16 protein-coding genes and 1 pseudogene are annotated in these 20526 nt (G+C 56.1%); 15 read left to right on the top strand and 2 right to left on the bottom strand.

Annotated features, from left to right (window positions below):
- The first annotated feature begins 13 nt into the window (after positions 1-13).
- The 4 genes and pseudogenes from AC2FFA_RS10290 (at position 14) to AC2FFA_RS10275 (ending at position 2233) form a co-directional block, all read left to right on the top strand.
- Entirely contained in the window at positions 14-421 is a 408-nt protein-coding gene (locus AC2FFA_RS10290) for a cupredoxin domain-containing protein (RefSeq protein ID WP_496851582.1), read from the top strand.
- A gap of 110 nt (positions 422-531) precedes the next feature.
- Positions 532-621 (top strand): annotated as a pseudogene (locus AC2FFA_RS10285) (ABC transporter ATP-binding protein); the annotation flags it as partial.
- 555 nt (positions 622-1176) lie between these two features.
- Complete coding sequence (locus tag AC2FFA_RS10280; protein WP_496851579.1) at positions 1177-1716, top strand: sel1 repeat family protein; 540 nt, start codon at positions 1177-1179, stop codon at positions 1714-1716.
- 121 nt (positions 1717-1837) lie between these two features.
- A complete protein-coding gene (locus tag AC2FFA_RS10275) occupies positions 1838-2233 on the top strand; it encodes a c-type cytochrome (RefSeq protein WP_496851577.1) in 396 nt (131 codons plus the stop codon).
- A gap of 2 nt (positions 2234-2235) precedes the next feature.
- On the opposite strand, the gene AC2FFA_RS10270 is transcribed toward AC2FFA_RS10275, so the two are convergent.
- Positions 2236-2790: a hypothetical protein gene (locus AC2FFA_RS10270; protein WP_496851575.1), complete on the bottom strand. Its 555-nt coding sequence runs from the start codon at positions 2788-2790 to the stop codon at positions 2236-2238.
- A gap of 175 nt (positions 2791-2965) precedes the next feature.
- Between AC2FFA_RS10270 and AC2FFA_RS10265 the strand changes: the two genes are divergently transcribed.
- The 4 genes from AC2FFA_RS10265 to AC2FFA_RS10250 all read left to right on the top strand — a co-directional run bounded on the left by AC2FFA_RS10265 (position 2966) and on the right by AC2FFA_RS10250 (position 8990).
- Positions 2966-4732, top strand: coding sequence for a PQQ-dependent methanol/ethanol family dehydrogenase (locus AC2FFA_RS10265; RefSeq protein ID WP_496718194.1), 1767 nt, complete (start codon positions 2966-2968; stop codon positions 4730-4732).
- 141 nt (positions 4733-4873) lie between these two features.
- Positions 4874-5557, top strand: coding sequence for a response regulator (locus AC2FFA_RS10260; protein ID WP_496851573.1), 684 nt, complete (start codon positions 4874-4876; stop codon positions 5555-5557).
- A 46-nt stretch (positions 5558-5603) separates the two neighbouring features.
- Complete coding sequence (locus AC2FFA_RS10255; protein ID WP_496851571.1) at positions 5604-6773, top strand: FIST N-terminal domain-containing protein; 1170 nt, start codon at positions 5604-5606, stop codon at positions 6771-6773.
- Positions 6774-6776: 3 nt separating this feature from the next.
- Positions 6777-8990, top strand: a complete 2214-nt coding sequence (locus AC2FFA_RS10250) for a hybrid sensor histidine kinase/response regulator (protein WP_496851569.1) — start codon at positions 6777-6779, stop codon at positions 8988-8990.
- Positions 8991-9034: 44 nt separating this feature from the next.
- Here AC2FFA_RS10250 and AC2FFA_RS10245 read toward each other — a convergent pair whose 3' ends face one another.
- On the bottom strand, positions 9035-9979 hold the full coding sequence (locus AC2FFA_RS10245) for a LysR family transcriptional regulator (RefSeq protein ID WP_496718198.1): 945 nt from the start codon (positions 9977-9979) through the stop codon (positions 9035-9037).
- Between the two features lie 129 nt (positions 9980-10108).
- On the opposite strand from AC2FFA_RS10245, the gene AC2FFA_RS10240 reads away from it, so the two are divergent.
- From AC2FFA_RS10240 to AC2FFA_RS10210, 7 genes are all read left to right on the top strand, one after another.
- Positions 10109-11116, top strand: coding sequence for a TAXI family TRAP transporter solute-binding subunit (locus tag AC2FFA_RS10240; RefSeq protein WP_496851566.1), 1008 nt, complete (start codon positions 10109-10111; stop codon positions 11114-11116).
- Between the two features lie 79 nt (positions 11117-11195).
- On the top strand, positions 11196-13409 hold the full coding sequence (locus AC2FFA_RS10235; protein WP_496851564.1) for a TRAP transporter permease: 2214 nt from the start codon (positions 11196-11198) through the stop codon (positions 13407-13409).
- 1 nt (position 13410) lies between these two features.
- Positions 13411-14649 (top strand): NAD(P)/FAD-dependent oxidoreductase, encoded by a 1239-nt coding sequence (locus tag AC2FFA_RS10230; protein WP_496851562.1) that lies wholly within the window; start codon positions 13411-13413, stop codon positions 14647-14649.
- 39 nt (positions 14650-14688) lie between these two features.
- Positions 14689-15429, top strand: a complete 741-nt coding sequence (locus AC2FFA_RS10225) for an aspartate/glutamate racemase family protein (RefSeq protein WP_496851560.1) — start codon at positions 14689-14691, stop codon at positions 15427-15429.
- Between the two features lie 153 nt (positions 15430-15582).
- Positions 15583-17760 carry a Tex family protein gene (locus AC2FFA_RS10220; protein WP_496851558.1) on the top strand — a complete coding sequence of 726 codons (2178 nt, stop codon included), beginning with the start codon at positions 15583-15585 and terminating at the stop codon, positions 17758-17760.
- A 172-nt stretch (positions 17761-17932) separates the two neighbouring features.
- A complete protein-coding gene (locus AC2FFA_RS10215) occupies positions 17933-19330 on the top strand; it encodes a bifunctional enoyl-CoA hydratase/phosphate acetyltransferase (RefSeq protein WP_496851556.1) in 1398 nt (465 codons plus the stop codon).
- Positions 19327-20523 (top strand): acetate/propionate family kinase, encoded by a 1197-nt coding sequence (locus tag AC2FFA_RS10210; protein WP_496851554.1) that lies wholly within the window; start codon positions 19327-19329, stop codon positions 20521-20523. The genes AC2FFA_RS10215 and AC2FFA_RS10210 overlap by 4 nt, the downstream gene beginning before the upstream one ends.
- Positions 20524-20526 lie beyond the last annotated feature (3 nt).

The raw sequence follows: 20526 nt of genomic DNA, 5'->3' as shown, positions 1-20526 counted from the left end.
TGCCGTGCTGGCCGTGGCGCTACCCAATTTGGCGCTGGCCCAGGATGACAAAGGCTTTGGTCTTGCTGGCATTCTCTCAGCTAGAAACAAAGAAGACTTATCGCCAATTACTCTTTCTGCCGGTGTGCCTCTGGCTGATGCCCCTTGGGAATTGAAGTCCGGCACGTATTACGAATTCGAGATTCACGGTGACGGTAGTCAGGAGTTGGCGATCACCGGCTCCGAATTCTTCCGCGCGATCTGGATCGACGAAATCGTCGTCGAAGGTCTGGAGATCCGTCCTCTGGGACTTGATTCCATTGAGTTCGACGAAGCAGGCGAGATGGAAATAGGCTTTGTCGCGCTTAAGCCAGGCAGTTACCATCTGAAGGTGCCGGGAAGTGCCGGGGAAACACAGCGACTCGAAATAACCATTAAGTGACAGGGCTTTCAGTCCGAAACGTCAGTTACACCTTTGGTGGAAAACGCGCTTGAAGACGTAAGTATTCACGTCCCACAAGGCGGGTTTGCGCGCTGTAGGGGCCTAACGGTGCAGGTAAGGCGACACGGTTTTCCATCCTCACGCGGCTGTTTACTACAACGCAGGGATCTATCGAAATCGCTGGCTTTGACATCACATAGCAGCCGAGGCTGGCGCTGGTCAGGATCGCGGCCGCCTTCCTCAGCAGACGCCTGTGAAGAGGTCAAAAAAGGAATGCCGTTGCAGCAAGGGGTCCTGTTGAAAATCGGTGCGCCGACACGAAGGCCAGATTGATCGCACTACGCGCTATCCTCATTCGCGAAGCTTTGTGCGTTCATCCGGTATCAAACAGCTTGAAAACTTCGCGGGTGTGATGAACTTCCTCATCTTGCCGATGTTCTGTCTGTCTTCCGCGGTTAATCTGTCATCCGCGATTAATGCACTTTGGAAAATGTCAGAAAGTTCAGTTTTATCGCGCGATATTTGCGCGTTCTATCCCTTCACCCATGCTGTCGAGCCGCCCTTACGGGCAATTCAATGCATAGGCGTTTTAAGGGGCGATCTTTGCCGGAGTAGTTTTTCTTTGGTGGTCACTGTGGGGATACGACCCGTCACGCGGGATCAAGCGCTCAAAGGATTATCGCGTCTACGACCATCGCAGGCGTGAATTTCCGAACCCGGTCGGCTATTGTGGTGGCCAGATGGAGGGTTTGATCATGTTCCGCACCGCCACTGTTGCACTGCTTTTGTCCACAGCCGTCTCAGCCCAGACGGTTGAGGACGAATACGGCACGCTTAATCCGCAAGACACCGGGTGGGGCAAAGTCATGAGCAATATCGAAAACGGCGTCACCGATATGACAACCTGTGCGTCAGGCTATTACATGACGAAGTCCGGCCGTCATGATATGGCACGTACCCTGTTCAGAACCTGTGCTGAGGCAGGTTATACCGGCGCAATGACGTGGATGGGTCAGTTGGACAATAACGGGCTGGGTGGTCCCTACGACCCTGACGCGGCCGCGGCATGGGACAAACGCGCGGCTGACCTGGGGGACCCGGTGGGCAAGTTCAACTTCGGTCTCAATCTGCTGCGTGGACATGGCGTTGTGAAAGACGAAAGGCTCGGGCGCGCCTATGTCGACGCGGCTGCTCGGGACGGATTGAAAATCGCCAAACGCTTGCAGGACTCGGGCTACGACCCGAACGAAGTAACCCCTGATGCGGATGAGTGGAAATACGCGCCTCTATTCTGAATCCTCGTTTTTGTCAGATTTCTACGACCAAAGGATAAGGCTCGGCGGCGAATTTCTTGATGTGAGTCAAGCCGCCCAATGATGTGCGGCATGTATCCTTGCACAAATGTCGGAGGATCACATGAAACACATCATCCTTTCCCTCGGTTTGGCCGCATTTGCAGTCTCACCATATCCTGTTTTTGCCGAAAGCACTTTTGATAAGGTCAAGGTCGAAGCCGGAGAAACGCTGTTTTACTCAGAATGCAGACGCTGCCACGCCCCTGATTCCACTGACCCCAGCTATGGGCCTCCACTGGACAATATCTTGGGTCGGGCCGCCGGAACCGTCGAAGGGTATGAGTATTCCGAAGCACTGGCCGGGTCCGGGATCGTCTGGACGCCCGCAGCGTTGCGGGCATGGATGGAAGATAACGACGGGTTCATGCCTGGCACAAAAATGCGCCATGTCGGGATCGAAGATCGCACGGTTCAGGACTTTATTTTGGCGTATCTGGGCAGTATCTCGGCTCGGTAGAGCTATTCGATGACAAGCCTCGGCAGCCAGTGGCTGTCCGGTTCGGCTTGGTGAATGTCCTTGTCTGTGACCGGCCTCAGTTCACCCTCAGCCGGCGGGACCGCCAGCAGACCCATATCCATTTCGTGCAACTCTCCGACCAGTCGATCACCATCGATCCGGAGCTGATAGTAAACGCCGTTCCACATATTGATGCCGTATTCGGTTGCACCTTTGTGGATGAACAAAAGGTCGTATTCCAGATCGGTCAGATCACCTACAGAAACCTTACGTTGCAGAGCGTAGGGATAAGGGACATGGCACCAGTGTTTGTCCGATCCTTCCAGGCATCGAAACGGACGCATGGACAGGAAGTGTTCGGTGAACGGTCCAATGGTAAGGTCGATTTTGTAAGCAGAAAAGGTACCTTCCGGGCTAAAGCTGATGTTCCCGACAAGGGTTTTGCCCGCCCCATTGCCGATCAGAAATACCTGCTTTTTTCCGCTTAGTGGGTCAGCGCTGGCCGGCAGACAGGCGGACCACCCCAATACGATAAGCCCTGCAAGAACTTTCTGCATCGTTTCCTCCGAGCACCAAAAACACGCACCACACTAGTTGAAATCCGTGACTCCCTCCCTACGACCATTGTGCAATTTCGCCGAAAGACCCCCTTGCGAATAATACTCACGCCCACAGCTCCGACCTGTCGGGGATTCGGCGTGGAGGGAAGACACAAGTCTAGGGAGGACACCGATGAACCGGTTTATAATGGTGACGGTCGCAAGCGTGATTGCAGCGGGCGTGGCCCATGCAGAAGTTACTGAGGACGATCTGGCCAACGACCAGACTATTACGACCCAGGTCGTAACAAACGGCATGGGGCGCCACTTGCAGCGCTATAGCCCGCTGGACATGCTGAACAAGGACAACGTCAAGAACCTGTTGCCTGCCTGGGCATTCAGCCTTGGTGGTGAAAAGCAGCGTGGGCAGGAAACCCAGCCGCTGATCTATGACGGCATGATGTATATCACCGGTTCGTATTCGCGCCTGTATGCGATTGATCTCGAGACCGGCAAAGAGGTTTGGCAATACGATGCGCGTTTGCCCGAAGGCATTCTCCCGTGCTGCGACGTGGTGAATCGCGGTGCCGCTATTTACGGTGACAAGGTGATATTCGGGACGCTTGATGCCCGGATTGTGGCCCTGAACAAAGACACCGGTGACGTTGTGTGGCGCGACAAAATCGCTGACTACAAGGCGGGGTACTCTTACACAGCTGCTCCGATGATCGTCGACGGGCTGGTGATTACCGGAAATTCCGGTGGTGAATTCGGCATCGTTGGCACCGTGCAGGCCCGTGACGTGGACACCGGCGATCTGGTGTGGGAACGCCCGGTCATCGAAGGCCATATGGGTACGCTGAACGGTGAAGAAAGCACCATGACAGGCGAGCTAAACGCAACATGGCCCGGCGACATGTGGAAAACCGGCGGTGGCGCGACCTGGCTGGGCGGTTCCTATGACGCGGACACGGATACGCTTGTTTTCGGGGCCGGAAACCCGGCACCGTGGAACTCGTGGCTGCGTAACGCGGGTACGCCGACGGAAGGAAATACCGGAGACAACCTTTATGCGGCCAGCCGCATTGGAATCGATCCGAAAACCGGCGACATCAAGTGGCACTTCCAAACGACGCCACGCGAAGGTTGGGACTATGACGGTGTAAATGAGGTCGTGGCCTATACCGACCGTGAAGGAAACAAGCGTTTCGCCACCGCTGATCGCAACGGGTATTTCTATGTTCTGAACCGCGAAGATGGCGCCTTTGTTTCAGCCAATCCTTTTGTCAAGGATATCACATGGTCGTCCGGCATTGATGAGACCGGCCGCCCGATCTTTGTCGAAGACAACCGCCCCGGCGATCCGGCGTCAGCGGCTGATGGCAAGAAGGGTGAAGTGATCTTTGCGTCGCCTTCTTTCCTTGGCGGCAAAAACTGGATGCCGATGGCCTTCTCGCAGCGTACCGGTAACTTCTATGTGCCATCGAACGAATGGGGCATGGATATCTGGAATGAGCCGATCTCCTACAAAAAGGGTGCCGCCTATCTGGGCGCAGGCTTTACAATCAAGCCAAACTACGAAGATCACATCGGCTCGCTCAAGGCGATTGATCCGGATACCGGGGAATGGAAATGGGAATACAAGAACGATGCGCCGCTGTGGTCAGGTGTGATGACGACGGCTGGCGGGCTGGTGTTCTTCGGCACGCCCGAAGGTGAGTTCATCGCGCTGGATGACGAAACCGGTGAAAAACTGTGGTCGTTCCAGACCGGCTCGGGCATCGTCGGCCAACCCGTTACGTGGGAACAGGACGGCGAACAGTATGTCTCGATCATTTCCGGCTGGGGCGGCGCGGTTCCGCTCTGGGGTGGTGAGGTGGCCAAAAAGGTCAACTACCTGAACCAGGGTGGCACCTTGTGGACCTTCCGCCTGCCGAAGGAACTGGCTTCGGCTAACTGACCCAGGACGATACAAAGCTCTGACGCGCGCCCCTGATCCGGGCGCGCGTTTTTATACGACCTTCCGCCAGTATGCGTGGATTTCTTTCGTTGCTAGGATTGGTTAGGCTGGAGACCATTTGAATGCAAAAGGCTATACCCAATGCTTGCTGAATCCGCCGCAAGAAACGATTTCGAAAAAGTGCTGATCGTTGATGACCATCCTTTGTTTTGCGACGCCTTGTCGATGACTTTGCAAAGTGTGGCACAGATTGGAGAAATCCACACGGCAGACCGGCTGGAGGGCGCGATGGATCTGCTGGCAAGTGGGCTGAAACCTGACGCCGTTATGCTGGATCTCAACCTGCCGGATGTGGACGGGCTGGATGGCCTTATCCGCTTGAAGGCGGCAGCAAATGCTCCGGTAATTGTCGTGTCATCGCTGACCGACAGCCGCGTCGTCAGTCAGGTGATACAGGCCGGTGCATCAGGCTATGTCCCCAAGCACAGTCAGCGCGACGTGTTCCGCACTGCATTCGAGACAGTACATTCCGGCGATGTCTTTGTGCCTGAAGGCTGCGTTTTGATTGACGGGACGGAAGAGGACGAACACAGCGACGCGGTAAATCGCCTAGCAACGCTGACAAATCAACAGGCGCGCATCCTGCAACTGATCTGCGAAGGCAAACTGAACAAGCAAATCGCTTATGACCTGTCGATTGCTGAAACCACGGTCAAGGCACATGTGACCGCAATAATGCGAAAACTGGGTGTACAAAGCCGCACACAGGCGGTTCTGATCGCTAAGAAGGCGTCCTTTGCCAGTGTCTTGCAAGACCAAGGCTAAGCGTCATACTCTTATGTCATCGTCGCGCTTTTAGGGAGGAGGCACGATGGACCAAGCAGTCGGGTGGGCGACAGCCCAAGCCCGTGCGCCAGGCATCGTTAAAACGGCTTTTGCACAACACGACACCAGGCAGTCAATCGAGACGCTTGAACGCCAGCTGGGGGATGATCCGCTTGCGCTTGTCATACTTTTTGTAAGCCCAAACGCAGATGCATCCGCCGTGATTGTGGAAGCCGCGCACGCCTTTGCTCCAACCCCGGTAGTTGGTTGCACCACCGCAGGAGAGTTGGCGGATAGTGGTTACTGTGAAGATCAGATCGTCGCGATCGGCCTGCCACGATCCCATTTCGAAATATGCACGGTTCTTGTTCCGGACCTGAACAAGTTCGACGCCGACAGCATCATCAAAGAGATGATCCACAACAGAAACGCGATGATGGAAAACGCGCCGGAGTGGGATCATGAATTCACCTTCCTGATGATCGACGGGTTGTCGACAAAAGAAGATGAGCTGACGTCGGAATTGGCGGTAGGGCTTGGGCCGGTACCATTGTTCGGTGGATCGGCGGGGGATGGAACCCAATTCGGGCGCACCTATGTTCTGCATCAAGGGCAGGCACGGAGTAATGCCGCCATACTGACCCAGGTTCGCACGCGGTGTCCGATAAAGGTGTTCAAAACCGATCACCTCGTCCCCACCGCCCGCCGCATGGTGGTGACCAAGGCGGACCCGGCCAAACGCATCGTTCAGGAAATCAATGCCGAACCCGCTGCGCGCGAATATGCCCGTATTCTCGGCAAAGACCCGGAACAATTGACGACATTTACCTTTGCGGCCCATCCTGTCGTTGTGCAGATCGGTGGAAAACACCATGTTCGCGCAATTCAGCAGGTGGCGGGTAACGGGGATCTCGTCTTTTTCTCGGCTATTGACGAGGGGCTGGTTCTGACTCTGGCAGAACCCCGAGACATGGTCGAACACCTGCAGGAAGAAATCGGGCTACTGACCGACAAACAGCAACCCGACACCATTCTGGGCTGTGACTGCATTCTTCGTCGGCTGGAGGCTCAGGAAAAGCAGAAGACGCACGAGATCTCGAACATCCTGTCCCGCAATCACGTGGTCGGTTTCTCGACCTACGGAGAACAATACAATTCGATCCATGTGAACCAGACCCTGACCGGCGTCGCAATTTACCCGCCCAAGAAAGAGTAAGGCATGATCGAGCATCTCACAGATCCCTCGGATACGCTTGATCGTCAGAACGAAAAGCTGAGGAAAATCGTCGAGGCCCTCATGCGGCGTGTCGAGGAATCCACCGACGCCTCGGGCGCGGCTTATGCACAGTTTCAGCGCGCAGCGGTTCTGGAGCAAGAAGTTCGCGCCCGAACGGATGAGCTTGAACGCGCGCTTGAGCTTCTGAATGACTCCAACGCCAGGTTGGCGCAGGCCAACAAGGAAACCGAAGCGGCGCGGGCGGATTTGGCGAACGCGATCGAAACGGTGCAGGAAGGGTTTGCTCTGTTCAATCGCAACGAAGAACTGGTGCTGTGCAACAGCCGGTTTGGGCTGCATATGCCTGACATTCAGGAACAGCTGAGCCCCGGCTTGCGGTTTACCGAGTATGTAGAATTGGTCAGCCAATCCGGGTTCCTGTCCCTGCCAGAGACAATGACCTCCCAGGACTGGGCCAAAAGCCGCTTGGATCGCCACGCAGATGACCACGTGGTGTTCAATGTTCGTCTTGCCGGCAATCGATGGTCTCAAGTGTCCGAACACCGCACGCCAGACGGTGGTACTGTGATCCTGCAAACCGACGTAACAGACATCATGCGGATCGAGCGGCAGGAAAGGGTTCGCATTCTTGACGACAAGGCAAGGCTGATCCGCGCAACGCTTGAGCATATCGATCAGGGCGTCTGCATATTTGACAACAAGCACCGCATGATCGGATGGAACACCCGCGCAAGCGAGCTTTTGGCCATACCGATCACGCAGTTTCAGATGGGCACACGGTTTGAAACCCTGTCCAATCGCCTCAGCGACAACATCAGCTTTGAGAAAGGGATTACCGAGGCGGATCTGCTGGATTGGGTCAGCCGGCAGACTTCTCGCCGCCCTCTTCAATTCCAGATGCATCGGGGGCGATCAAAAATACTGTCTGTTTTTGCCCAGGAAATGCCTGACCGGGGATTTGTGATCTCCTTTACTGATGTGACTGCAGAACGAAAGTCTGCTGAGGCTTTGTACGAAGCCAAGGAAATGCTGGAACAGCGTGTGGCGTCGCGCACAATGGAACTTGCGGATGCGCTGAATGAGGCCGAGCGGGCGAATGCATCAAAATCGCGCTTTGTGGCAGCCGCCAGCCACGACCTGCTGCAACCTCTGTCTGCGGCAAAACTCTATGTTGCGTCACTGGGCAGCGGCCTGGACAAAGACTCCGCTCGGAGCGTTGCAGCAAAAGCCGAAAGTGCACTGAACAGTGTCGAACACATTCTGGAAGCCTTGCTGGATATATCTAAGCTGGATTCCGGTCGAGCCACGGCGCATCTGTCTACGGTGTCGGTGGGCGAGCTTTTTTCACAAATGGAGGACGCTTTTCGGCCCGTCGCCCAAGCCAAAGGTCTGAAATTGCGTTTTGTCGACACGAAGGCTTTGGTCACAAGCGATGCCAGTTATCTTCGGCGGATATTGCAGAACCTGTTGTCAAACGCGATCCGGTACACCGAGACCGGAAAAGTTCTTGTCGGTGTCAGGCATCGCAAAAACGCAATTGCCCTGGAGGTCTGGGACACGGGCATCGGCATAGCATCAGATCAAAGAGATATTGTGTTTCAGGAATTTCAGCGCCTGCATTCGGATGCCAGCGCTGCCGAAGGCATGGGGTTGGGTCTTGCGATTGTTGAGCGGGCCTGTGGGTTGCTACAGCACCCCATCCATCTTCATTCCGAAGTCGGAAAAGGGACGGGCTTTTCGGTCGAGATACCTTTGACGAAAGCGAAGCCAGAGATTTCCCTCGGCTCTTCAGCGATACAAAAACCAAGTTTCAATGTGCCCGGCAACGCCATCGCTTTGTTGATCGAAAACGATGAAAATCTGCGCAACGCTTTAACTATGACCATCGAATCCTGGGGCGTCGAAGTTCTTGAATGCGAAAGCGAAAACGAAGCAATCAGTCTTCTGCGCGAGATAGGCATCCTTCCAGACTTTGTCGTCGCAGATTATCAATTGAACAACGGGAAAACAGGGACGGACGCCATGCGCGCCCTGACAGATGAATTTGGGCATCTGCCTGGCTGTATTATTACAGCCAATCGATCACCTGAGCTTGTCGAGCAATGCAAGCAAGCAAAGTTGCCCCTTCTATACAAGCCAATCGATCCACAACTGCTCAAATCAACTCTGGAAGCCTCCATGGTACGCGACGCGTGAGTTTTTCCAGTTGTCGGTTGAGTTGCAGGTCAGCCACGTTTCTTTCAGATATCTTCTGTCCGCGGATTGGCCTTGGTTTGAACCAGCATAGACACAACTTCCGCCTTCCAGCCCGCCTTTATTTTCAGCGCCAACTGTGAAGGGGGGCGATGATCCGGCGTAAGGATCGCATATTCATATCTGAGCGGGTCCTTGAAAGGCAGGAAAACGACACGGCCATTTGAGATGTTTAGATTTCGTTCTGTCGCAACGGTCAAAGGATCGACTATAGTGCAGCATTGTCCCGATCCGACAAAGGGTATGAGTGGCAGAAAATACTGGCATGTCACGCTTGGTTTGTAAGACGCAGAAACCATCTGAAAAGCACGCTGCACTTTCTTTTGAAAAGGGTGTGTGTCGTACAGCCCACCCATTGGCACGCTATCGAGGTCTGAAATCGTCAGGGTCTTTTTTTGAGCCAGCGGATTGTCTCGATCCATTGCGCAAAAGCAATCTCCACTTATGATTTCTGCCGTGAATTGTGGTTTCTTTCCGACCGGGTGCTCGAAATCGGCAAACCCGAAATCGATGTTCTGGGTACCAGCAAGTTCCATTATTTGGGGCGAACTGCGGGTCGACAGCGTAACCCGGATGTCCGGGTTCCCGCCAACCGAGCGGCTGATGAAATTCGGAAAGGCAAAAATGGACGGTCCCGGCATGGCAGCAATATTCAGATTGCCTGAGCTTCCTTTAAGAAGCCCGTGCATCGTGCTGGAAACCGTTGATAATCTGTCCAGTATCCCAGTGGTTTCCGCCAACAGGTAGTGCGCCTCGGGCACCGGGATCAAACGCCGACCTTTTCGTTCGAACAAGGTCAGTCCAAGGCTTCTTTCCAGGTTCTTGATTGCCAGGCTGATCGCGGGTTGTGTCCGGTTCAGCTTCTTTGCGGTCTGAGAGATGGACCCGGTTTCCATCACCTCACGAAAAACTGTCAATTGAGCAAGGTTCATGCTCAATACATAAGATAAACTTTCGTTTTGTTAAATATAACAAATTTGTATTTATGATAAAACTCCATAGGCTGATTGGATCAGAGTTCGGACAAACCGAATCCAATGATCCAAAACTGGGAGCTTACGATGAGATTTTTGAAATGCCTGACGGGTTTGGCTTTGGCTGGCGCACTGGCTGCACCAGCGTTTGCACAGGACCCAACTTTTTTCCGCATCGGCACCGGTGGTGCAGGCGGCACTTATTTCCCGATCGGCGGGACCATCGCCAACGGGATTTCGGCCCCTCCGGGCTCACGCCCCTGTGAAGAGGGCGGCCAATGCGGCGTGCCCGGGTTGATCGCGATCGCACAGTCAACAACCGCATCAGTCTTCAACAATGCCGCCGTGCAAAACGGCGAGCTTGAGGCCGGCCTGGCCGCGGCTGACGTAACCCGTTCGATGTATCTGGGTGAGGGAAAGTTTGAAGGCAAACCCCACCCGAAACTGCGCATCGTCGCAAACCTGTTCCCCGAAGACCTGCACCTGGTTCTTCCCGCGGGTCAGATCATCAACGATCTGAGTGATCTCAAAGGCAAGCGCGTCGGTATCGCGCAAGCTGGTTCGGGAACGCAGGTCGCTGTGTTGCAAATGCTGGAAGCCTGGGGCGTCAACCGTGACAACATGGATGAGGCCGAGTTGAACAACAGTCAGAGTGCCGAACGTCTGGCCGATGGCCAACTGGACGCCTATTTCTACGCGGCGGGCTGGCCGGTTGCCGCAATGGTGCAGCTGTCTTCGACCAAGGGCATGAACCTGCATTCTTTCACCGATGAAGATTTGGCAAAGATTAACGAGATTATCCCTGCCTATATCCCCTCGGCCATTCCGGGTGGCGTCTATGAGGGTATTGACACTGAAACCAAAACCCCAGCGGTCAGCGCTATGCTGGTTGTGTCATCGGACCTGTCCGAAGATCTGGTTTATCAGCTGACCAAAGCCATGTGGAACGATAATACCCGCAAGCTGCTGGACAACGGCCACGCAAAGGGCAAGCAGATCACGCCTGATACTGCCCTCGATGGCGTCGAGGCACTGGGTGTTCCGCTGCATCCGGGTGCTGAGAAATTCTATAAAGAAGCCGGTCTTCTTCAATAGCCACACCTGACTGAAACCTGTCGTCGGTGCCCCGGTCGGGGCACCGCACTCTGGAATTATGCGAAATCGGGGGGCCATCATGTCCGAGACCCAGAAACTTGATGACCACGAACTGACGGCCGAGGAACTTGCGGCAATCGAAGAACAGTTCGACGAGGGTGCCGCTGTCCGGCAGGTCACGCCCACCGCAGGCAAGGTGCTGCGCGTGGTCGCCCTGATTTTTGCGTTCTACGAATTCTTCACGGCTGGGTTCGGTTTGCCTGCCGACCATTGGCATATGGGCATCTATCTGGCCCTGCTGTTCATTCTGGTCTACGCCACAATCCCGATTATCGGGGTGAAAAGCCTCTATGCGCTCAAAATCAGCCGATTCCGCGTCGGCAATATCCCTCTCTATGATCTGGTATTCATGATGCTTGGCATCATCGCCGCACTATACGTGGGCTTCGCTTGGCGCGGCATTCCGTTTCTTGGGATCGAGGAGCAGACCTTCCGCATGGGCAACCCGAACAACTATGATGTGATTCTGGGGGTCGTGATCATCCTGCTGGTACTGGACATTGCACGCCGCACGTTGGGCTGGGTCCTGCCTCTGATCATCTGCGTATTCATCTCTTACGCATTGCTGGGCCCCTATTTTCCCGGGCTGTTGCAGCACCCGGGTGTGAACTTCAAAACCTTCGTATCATCGATGTATTTTCCGCAGGAAGGTATCTATGGTGTAACGCTTTGGGTCGTATCGACCATCGTGTTCCATTTTGTCCTGTTCGGCGTGATCGCCCAGCGAACTGGGCTGGGGCAATTATTCATCGACAACGCTACAATTTTGGCGGGTCGCTATACGGGCGGTCCGGCCAAGGTGTCGGTGGTATCCTCGGCCTTCTTCGGCACGATCTCGGGCTCTTCGGTGGCCAACACCGTTTCGACCGGCGCGTTGACCATTCCCAACATGAAGCGCCTTGGATACCCCGGCCATTTTGCGGGCGGCGTCGAGGCCGCGTCCTCGGCTGGCGGCCAGATCACACCACCCATCATGGGGGCTGCGGCCTTCATCATGGCTGAGTTTCTCGAGGTGCCTTATACCACCATCGTGATCGCTGCGATATTTCCGGCACTTCTGCATTACGTGGGTGTTTTCGCCGTAGTGCATCTGATGGCGCGCAAGCTGAACCTTCAGGGCCTGGCGAAAGAACAGTTGCCGCAGCTCAAGGCTGTCTGGACTGAAGGCTGGGCCAACATCGTGCCGTTGATCGGCCTGCTGGTGGTCCTTTTCACCGGCTACACGCCATTTATGTCGGCCTTCTGTGGCATTTCGCTTGCTGTCATCGCAGGCATGTCGCGGATCAAGCAACCTCCGACACTGATCTATGCAGCAGCCTTCCTTGGGTTCGTCCTGTGGAAGTTCTCGGATGGAGGCTTTGACCTGACCATGACGGCAATCCTGTGTGGGCTGTCGGTGATCGCCACGCTTAACCCTCAGAAACGTATCGAAGTGCCCGAGATGCTGCAGGCGGTTGAACTGGGTGTGAAATACTCTCTGGCTGTGGGCGCTGCGGCGGCTGCGGTGGGTATCGTTGTAGGGGTGATCAACACCACCGGTATCGGTTTCCGCATCGGATTCATGGTGACACAAGGTGCGGGGAACCTGGCGGCAGATCTCTATAACATGATCTCATTCGGCAGTTTCCAACTGTTTGCGATGGAAGACTTGCAACTGTTTATCTCGCTGGTTTTCATTGCCATCGTCTGCATTCTGATGGGCGCCGGCATTCCAACCACGGCGCTGTACATCATGCTCGTTTCGGTCGCGCAGCCTGCGTTGGCCCAGCTTGGCGTTCCGCCCATCGCAAGCCATCTGTTCGTACTGTATTACGGCGTGGTGTCCGAGATCACACCTCCGGTCTGTACGTCGGCCTATGCGGCGGCAGCGATTGCGAATTCCAACCCGTTCCGCACCGGGCTGTCCGCCTTTACGCTTGGTCTGGGTAAAGTAATCGCGCCAATGGCGTTCGTCTATGCGCCGGTTTTGCTGTTCGTGTCTTCCACCGGGTTTGATCTTTGGGAATTCACCTATACCGCAGCCAGCTGTATTGCCGGTGTCATCGCGCTTTCGGCAGCGGTCGTGGGGTATTGGTTGCAGCCACTCGGTCTCGTGTCGCGCATCCTGATGGTCGTTGCCGGGATTATCTTCGTGGCGCCCACTCTGACGGCTGACTTGATCGCATTGGCGGTGGCGTCTCCTGTCATTGTCACACAGTTGATCGCCCGTAGCCGAACTCAAGCAACGGTCTGACATGCCTGAACAAGTGACCATCATCGGCGCGGGGATCGTCGGCCTATGTTGTGCGCTCTCCTTGCAGGAGCGCGGTATTGCCGTGCGGCTGATCGACCGTGGAGAACCGGGGCAGGAGACATCGTTCGGCAATGCCGGTGTCGTCTCACCGTGGTCGGTGATCCCGCAGGCCACGCCCGGCATCTGGAAAACGATCCCTCGGATGCTGTTGGACCCGAAAAGCGCTTTGACCGTCAGGCTCTCGTTCTGGCCCAGGATGATACCCTGGGGCCTGAGATTCCTGAAGAGTTCAAGCGTGAAATCCGTACGCAACATTTCGGACGCAATGGAGGTGCTGTGCCGTCCATCGATAGATCTGTACCGAAGACATCTGCAAAATACCGGGCACGAAGACCTTATTGTTGATTCCAACTATATCCACGCGTTTCGCAACCCGGATCAGGCTGACCTGAAAGATCTGGGATATCTGATCCGGCAGGAAAAAGGCGGACATCTTGAGCGGATCGACGGACCAGAATTGCGCCGGATCGAACCCGCGCTTTCCAGAGATTTCAACGCTGCGATCCTGATCAAGGGACAGGCGCGGGTTACGTCTCCCGGCCGGGTCGGTGCGGTTTTGGCCGACAAGGTCCGTCAACAAGGCGCCGAGTTCGTGCGGACAGAAGTCAAAGGAATAAAGCGCACGGAAGACGGACAATGGCATTTGACCTCGCCGGCCGGCACGATCCACGCCGATACTGTCGTGCTGGCCGCCGGGGTTTGGTCTGCCGAGTTGCTGAAACCCTTGGGTTTGCCCGTGCCACTGGTGGCCGAGCGTGGATACCATGTCCAATTTCCGACCCCCTCTGCCAGCCTGGAAAACTCGGTGATGGACGTGGACGCCAAGGTGGTTGCCAGTTCGATGCAGGACGGTTTGCGTGTGGCCGGTACGGCCGAATTCGGCGGCGTCGACGCGCCGCCAGATCCACGCAAACAGTCGCTTCTGACCGCTCAGGCCAGCGCAATGATGCCGGATCTGAACACCTCGGATACGCAGTTCTGGATGGGCCGACGCCCGTCTTTTCCTGACAGTTTGCCTGCGATCGGTCCGGTAGAGGGGCACAAGGGCCTGTTCACCGCTTTTGGTCATTCCCATTACGGTTTGATGATGGCCCCAAAAACCGGTGAGTTGGTGGCCGACTTGGTGTCAGGGCAACGCCTCAACATCCCGTTGGATTCATTCGCCTTGTCACGCTTTTAACTCGCGCCAGCCACCGTTTCGAAGAAGGATTACCCCATCATGCCGATCTACCAGGGTGGACAGAATATCTGCGGAGCCACAATCGGGGTTTTGTGTCTGGAAAGCTATTTCCCCAAACCACCTGGGCATATCAAGAACCCTTCCAGCCTGCCGTTCCCGGTGCTGTACGAAATGATAGATGGCGTTACGGTGCCAACGCTGCTGAACAATCCGACGCCTGATTTGCTGAACCCCTTCATAAAAGGCGCGCAACGGCTTGAGGCTGAAGGCGTGCGCGCCATTACCGGAAGTTGCGGGTTTCTCGCCCTGTTCCAAAAAGAGTTGGCCGAGGCCGTATCGGTGCCTGTCTTCGCTTCGAGCCTGATACAGGTGCCGTTGGCCTTTCACATGTCCGGGGCCAGCGCGCCGGTCGGGGTGATTACAGCGGATTCATCGGCACTGACACAACGCCATTTCGAAGGCGTTGGGGCGGGGGGCGTTCCTGTTGCCGTGCAGGGCTTGCAGCACACCAGCGAGTTTGCCGAGGTCATCCTGCGCAACACGTGCACCCGCATGGACACAGATTTGATCGAGGCCGAAGTGTTGGATGCTGCGCATAGGCTGAAGCGCGATACGCCTGAAATACGCTCCGTGGTATTAGAATGCACGGATCTTCCCCCTTATGCAAAACGCATTCAGGAAGAACTGAGACTGCCTGTTTTTGACCTGACGACGCTAGCGCAAATGGCGCATACAGTAAGCGCGCGTACCGGGTACTGCGGGTTGATGCCTTGGAGTTGAGGCCGTCACACGCTGGTAGTGTCCAAGAAATGCCAATTAGCCGCAAAAACAGTGGCTACCTGCTGATACCTTTCGACGGACCGGTACAAGGGACTTTCCCTTGCTGAAGCGGCTGGTTAAGAAGCCACTCCACTGCCGTTTCAGGAGGCCCCTTTGGACCGTATCGCCCGCACCATAGCCACCGAGATCAAAGCGCGTCCCGATCAGGTCGGTGCTGCGATCAATCTATTGGATGACGGTGCGACGGTTCCCTTTGTCGCCCGCTATCGGAAGGAAGCAACCGGTGGGTTGGACGATACCCAATTGCGTCTTCTGTCCGAGCGTTTGACCTATCTGCGTGAACTCGAAGCACGGCGCAAAACCATCCTGAATTCTATCAAAGATCAAGGGAAGCTGACCGAAGATCTGAGCAAATCTATAGCTCGGGCCGAAACCAAGGCACAGCTGGAAGACATCTATCTGCCTTACAAACCCAAACGGCGTACCAAGGCGATGATCGCGCGGGAAAACGGGCTGGAACCCCTGGTCGAAGCCATTCTGGCCGATCGCGATGCGGACCCGGACACACTGGCCAAGGCATACCTGAGCGAAGCCGTTGCCACCCCTCGAGACGCGCTGAACGGCGCGCGCGACATTCTGACCGAACGATTGACGGAAAATGCGACACTGCTGGGTGAATTGCGTATGTTCATGCAGCGCGAAGCGCAGCTCAGTGCCAGGGTTATCGACGGGAAGGAAAAGGAAGGCGCCAAGTTCAGCGATTACTTTGACCATTCCGAGCGTTGGGCGGATGTTCCATCGCACAGGGCGCTGGCAATGCTGCGGGCTTCAAAAGAGGGCATTGTTTCGCTTGATATCGCGCCGGAACCGGAATTTGGGGCTGCACGGGCCGAGACCATTGTTGCCGCACATTTGCAGACACGCGGCAATGGACCGGGTGATGCCTGGTTGCGCAAAGTTGCCGGGTGGACGTGGCGGGTCAAGCTTTCGCTGTCCATGATGGTCGAATTGATGGCCGATCTACGCAGCCGGGCGCAGGACGAGGCAATTCAGGTCTTTTCGCGCAACCTCAAGGATTTGCTGTTTGCCGCGCCTGCAGGTGCCAGGGCTACTTTGGGTCTTGATCCCGGCATCCGCACTGGCGTGAAGGCGGCAGTGGTTGACGCAACGGGTAAGGTCGTCGCCACTGATACATTCTATCCATTTCAACCAAAAAACGATCTGCGCGGGGCGCAGGCGACCATCCTCAATCTGATCTCGGCCCACCAGATCGAGCTGATCGCCATCGGGAACGGAACCGCGAGCCGAGAAACTGAACGGTTGGTTGCAGACACACTGAATCTGCTCCCCAAGACGGTAAAAGCACCAACTAAGGTGGTTGTGTCCGAAGCCGGGGCCTCGGTCTATTCCGCGTCGGAACTGGCAGCACGAGAGTTCCCCGATCTGGATGTCTCGCTGCGCGGGGCGGTGTCCATCGCCCGGCGATTGCAAGATCCTTTGGCAGAACTGGTCAAAATCGAACCGAAATCCATCGGCGTGGGGCAATACCAGCATGACGTTGACCAGCACCGCCTGTCGCAATCCCTGGATTCTGCGATTGAGGATGTCGTGAACGCGGTCGGGGTTGACCTGAACACAGCCTCTGCACCTTTGCTTGCGTGTGTGTCGGGACTGGGCCCCGCGCAAGCCGAAGCCATCGTCGCCCATCGCGATCTGAACGGACCGTTCCAATCGCGCAAAGACCTGTTGTCCGTCGCAGGCTTGGGTCCGCGGGCCTTTGAACAGTGCGCCGGGTTTCTTCGCATAAGGGACGGCGCTGAACCGCTTGATGCGTCGTCGGTGCACCCCGAAGCCTATGAAGTCGCCCGCCGCGTCGTGTCGGAATGCGGGCGGGATATCAGGCACATCATGGGCCATGAAGAGTCCTTGAAAGGGTTGCGGGCACAACAATTCGTAACCGAAGATTTCGGCCTGCCCACGGTTCTGGATATCTTTGCCGAGCTTGAGAAACCCGGACGGGATCCCCGGCCCAGTTTTGTCACGGCCAGTTTCGCGGATGGCATCGAAGAGATAACCGATCTGAAGCCCGGAATGGTTCTTGAGGGCACCGTGACAAACGTGGCGGCCTTTGGGGCCTTTGTGGATGTGGGCGTTCATCAGGACGGGCTGGTTCATGTCAGCCAGCTGGCGGACCGCTTCGTCAAGGACCCGCATGAGGTCGTCAAGGCCGGGCAAGTTGTGAAAGTGCGCGTTGTCGAGGTGGATGTGCCCAGAAAGCGTATCGGTCTTTCGATGCGCAAACAGGGCGGCGGCGGAAAGCAGCGCGCCTGATCTGCAATCTGCACATTATCCGGGTGTAACGACATGAAGGCGTTACCCACCGGAAATAGCGTGCAGACCGATACGGGCAGCCAGTATGCATTGTTTTCATTGAGCGCTGACCTGGGTATCAGCAAGAGAGTTCACAGCGCCGCCAAACGGATCGAAACAGAAACTATAGTTCATGCAGTACCACAACAAGCCTTACAACAAGCTTCAGGTCGGCGATACCGCCGAGTTGGTCCGCACTTGCTCGGTCGACGATTTCTATGTGTTCGCCAACAATTCGGGCAATCACAATCCTCTCCATCTAGCCAGCGAAGACGGCGACGGCGACCACACCAAAGAAGCGGTTGCACCTGCAATGTTCGTGGGAGCCCTGATCTCGGCAGTCTTGGGGAACGTTCTGCCGGGGGCAGGGACGCTTTACAAATCGCAGCGGTTTGACTTTGTTGGAAGGGCGCATGCAGGTGATGAGCTGGTATCCAAAGTCACCGTTTTGGAAAAGCGACCAAACCGGGAAGTTGTCTTTGACACGGTCGTTACGCGCCCATCGGACGGAGCCGTGATCGTCAGCGGGCAGGCCGTCGTGATCGCGCCGGAGAAAGAGATGGTGTTTGCCGAATTGGATTTGCCTGGGCTGGTGGTGAAACGTCATCGTCATTTTGATGCCATGCTGGAAAAGGTACGCCCGCTGCCGCCTATGCCTACTGCTGTTGTGGCTCCGGAAGAGCCCAATGCCCTGAGTGGAGCCCTGTTGGCCGCGCATGAGACGATCATCACCCCCATTCTGATCGGTGACCCGGACAAAATCGCCAACGCTGCCGCCGAAATCGGAGCGTCGTTGGAAGGGATTGAAATCATACCGCAAAGTGATCATTTCAGCGCGGCCAACACGGCGGTCGATCTTGTTGCGGAAGGTCGAGCAAAGGCGCTGATGAAAGGGCATCTGCATACGGACGAACTGTTAAGAGCCGCGCTCAGGCGCGAGAATGGCCTGCGCACCGGTCGCCGCTTTACCCATGTCTTTGTCATGGATGTGCCCGGACAACCCAGACCACTCTTGGTGACAGACGCGGCGATCAATATCGAACCGGATCTGGAAACCAAGATTGACATTGTCCAGAACGCAATCGACTTGGCCTTGTCGCTGGGGATCGAAAGTCCCAGGGCAGGTATTCTTTCTGCAATCGAAACCGTCAATCCGGCGATCCGATCTTCCGTCGATGCGGCCCTGCTGTCGAAAATGGCGGAACGCGGCCAGATTACGGGTGGGTTGGTCGACGGCCCTCTGGCCATGGACAATGCGGTCAGCCTTGCTGCTGCCCGGTCCAAGGGGATCGTGTCTGATGTTGCCGGCAAAACGGATATTCTGGTGGTGCCCAATCTGGACGCCGGGAACATGATGGCCAAGCAACTGACCTATATCGCCAATGCAGAAGGCGCCGGTGTGGTCATGGGGGCCAAAGCGCCCATCATTTTGACCAGCCGTGCCGATGACGACAAGGCTCGACTTGCATCCTGCGCCGTGGCAGCCCTGCACGACTCCTTCTCACTTTCACGCACCGGAGCACCCACATGACACATGTCGTGACACTGAACGCTGGATCGTCTTCGATGAAATTTGGCTTGTTTGAACTAACCGAAGACGATCCAATCATGGTTTGCACCGGTGCGGTCGAGAACATTGGTGAACAGGAACCGCTTGTTAAAGCAAAGTCTTCCGACGGAAGTGTCCTTGCCAGCGGCACCGCCGGAGAAATCAGTGATCACGCCTCGGCCCTGGACTGGGTTTTGAACCTGCTGGCCCGCTCTTTTCCTAACTGCGACGTAACTGCGGTAGGGCATCGTGTTGTCCACGGTGGACCTGACATTGACGCACCTGTGCCGCTGACCAAGGCTTCCATTCAAACGCTGGACAAGTTGTCTCCGTTTGCGCCTTTGCATCAGCCGCACAATCTGGCCGGGGTCAGGGCGGCGATGGAACGTTTTCCAAACGCGGTTCAGATTGCCTGTTTCGATACGGCCTTTCACCGAAATCACCCTTGGGAGAACGACGTTTTCGCCTTGCCGCGCGAGTATTACGACAAAGGTGTTCGACGCTATGGCTTTCACGGGCTCAGCTATGAATACATATCGGATCACATGGCAAAAACAGCGCCGCTTCTGCACGAAGGACGCGTGGTCGTGGCCCATCTGGGCAATGGTGCATCAATGTGTGCGATGATCGGAGGGCGATCAGTGGGCTCGACCATGGGGTTTTCAGCCCTCGACGGGCTGCCGATGGGTACACGCTGTGGTCAACTGGATCCCGGAGTGGTCCTGTATCTGATGGACCAGGAAGGGCTGACCGCTGACGAAATCTCAGACCTATTGTTCCGGAAGTCCGGGTTGTTGGGCCTGTCCGGGTTGTCCAACGATATGCGCACCCTGGAAAAGGCGGACACACGCGAAAGCCGTCAGGCGATCAGCTATTTCACTTTCCGTATTCGGCGCGAGCTTGGGGCAATGGCGGCCATTCTCGGCGGAATCGATGCCTTGGTATTCACCGGTGGGATCGGGGAAAACTCGCGTCTGGTGCGTGACCGGGTTTGCTCGGGGATGGGATGGCTGGGCATCGAGCTGAATCCTGACGCAAATGCGGACAATGACCGGATCATTTCAACTGACCTGTCACGCGTCGTGGTCATGACAATCCCGACCAATGAAGAACTGGTTATTGCCCGTGCAGCGGCAGATCTGTTGGCCAAACGTCCTCGGCTCAGAACTGCCTAGCGA

The organism is Ruegeria sp. YTSB088, assembly GCF_059609825.1.
This window is presented reverse-complemented; position numbering and strand designations above follow the sequence as displayed.

Excerpts from the sequence above, each read along its gene's own strand:
- AC2FFA_RS10215 (WP_496851556.1), top strand. The coding sequence starts at position 17,933 with ATGCAGTACCACAACAAGCCTTACAACAAGCTTCAGGTCGGCGATACC.
- AC2FFA_RS10280 (WP_496851579.1), top strand. The coding sequence starts at position 1,177 with ATGTTCCGCACCGCCACTGTTGCACTGCTTTTGTCCACAGCCGTCTCA.
- AC2FFA_RS10260 (WP_496851573.1), top strand. The coding sequence starts at position 4,874 with ATGCTTGCTGAATCCGCCGCAAGAAACGATTTCGAAAAAGTGCTGATC.
- AC2FFA_RS10255 (WP_496851571.1), top strand. The coding sequence starts at position 5,604 with ATGGACCAAGCAGTCGGGTGGGCGACAGCCCAAGCCCGTGCGCCAGGC.
- AC2FFA_RS10210 (WP_496851554.1), top strand. The coding sequence starts at position 19,327 with ATGACACATGTCGTGACACTGAACGCTGGATCGTCTTCGATGAAATTT.
- AC2FFA_RS10235 (WP_496851564.1), top strand. The coding sequence starts at position 11,196 with ATGTCCGAGACCCAGAAACTTGATGACCACGAACTGACGGCCGAGGAA.
- AC2FFA_RS10240 (WP_496851566.1), top strand. The coding sequence starts at position 10,109 with ATGAGATTTTTGAAATGCCTGACGGGTTTGGCTTTGGCTGGCGCACTG.
- AC2FFA_RS10230 (WP_496851562.1), top strand. The coding sequence starts at position 13,411 with ATGCCTGAACAAGTGACCATCATCGGCGCGGGGATCGTCGGCCTATGT.
- AC2FFA_RS10225 (WP_496851560.1), top strand. The coding sequence starts at position 14,689 with ATGCCGATCTACCAGGGTGGACAGAATATCTGCGGAGCCACAATCGGG.
- AC2FFA_RS10250 (WP_496851569.1), top strand. The coding sequence starts at position 6,777 with ATGATCGAGCATCTCACAGATCCCTCGGATACGCTTGATCGTCAGAAC.
- AC2FFA_RS10265 (WP_496718194.1), top strand. The coding sequence starts at position 2,966 with ATGAACCGGTTTATAATGGTGACGGTCGCAAGCGTGATTGCAGCGGGC.
- AC2FFA_RS10270 (WP_496851575.1), bottom strand. The coding sequence starts at position 2,790 with ATGCAGAAAGTTCTTGCAGGGCTTATCGTATTGGGGTGGTCCGCCTGT.
- AC2FFA_RS10275 (WP_496851577.1), top strand. The coding sequence starts at position 1,838 with ATGAAACACATCATCCTTTCCCTCGGTTTGGCCGCATTTGCAGTCTCA.
- AC2FFA_RS10245 (WP_496718198.1), bottom strand. The coding sequence starts at position 9,979 with ATGAACCTTGCTCAATTGACAGTTTTTCGTGAGGTGATGGAAACCGGG.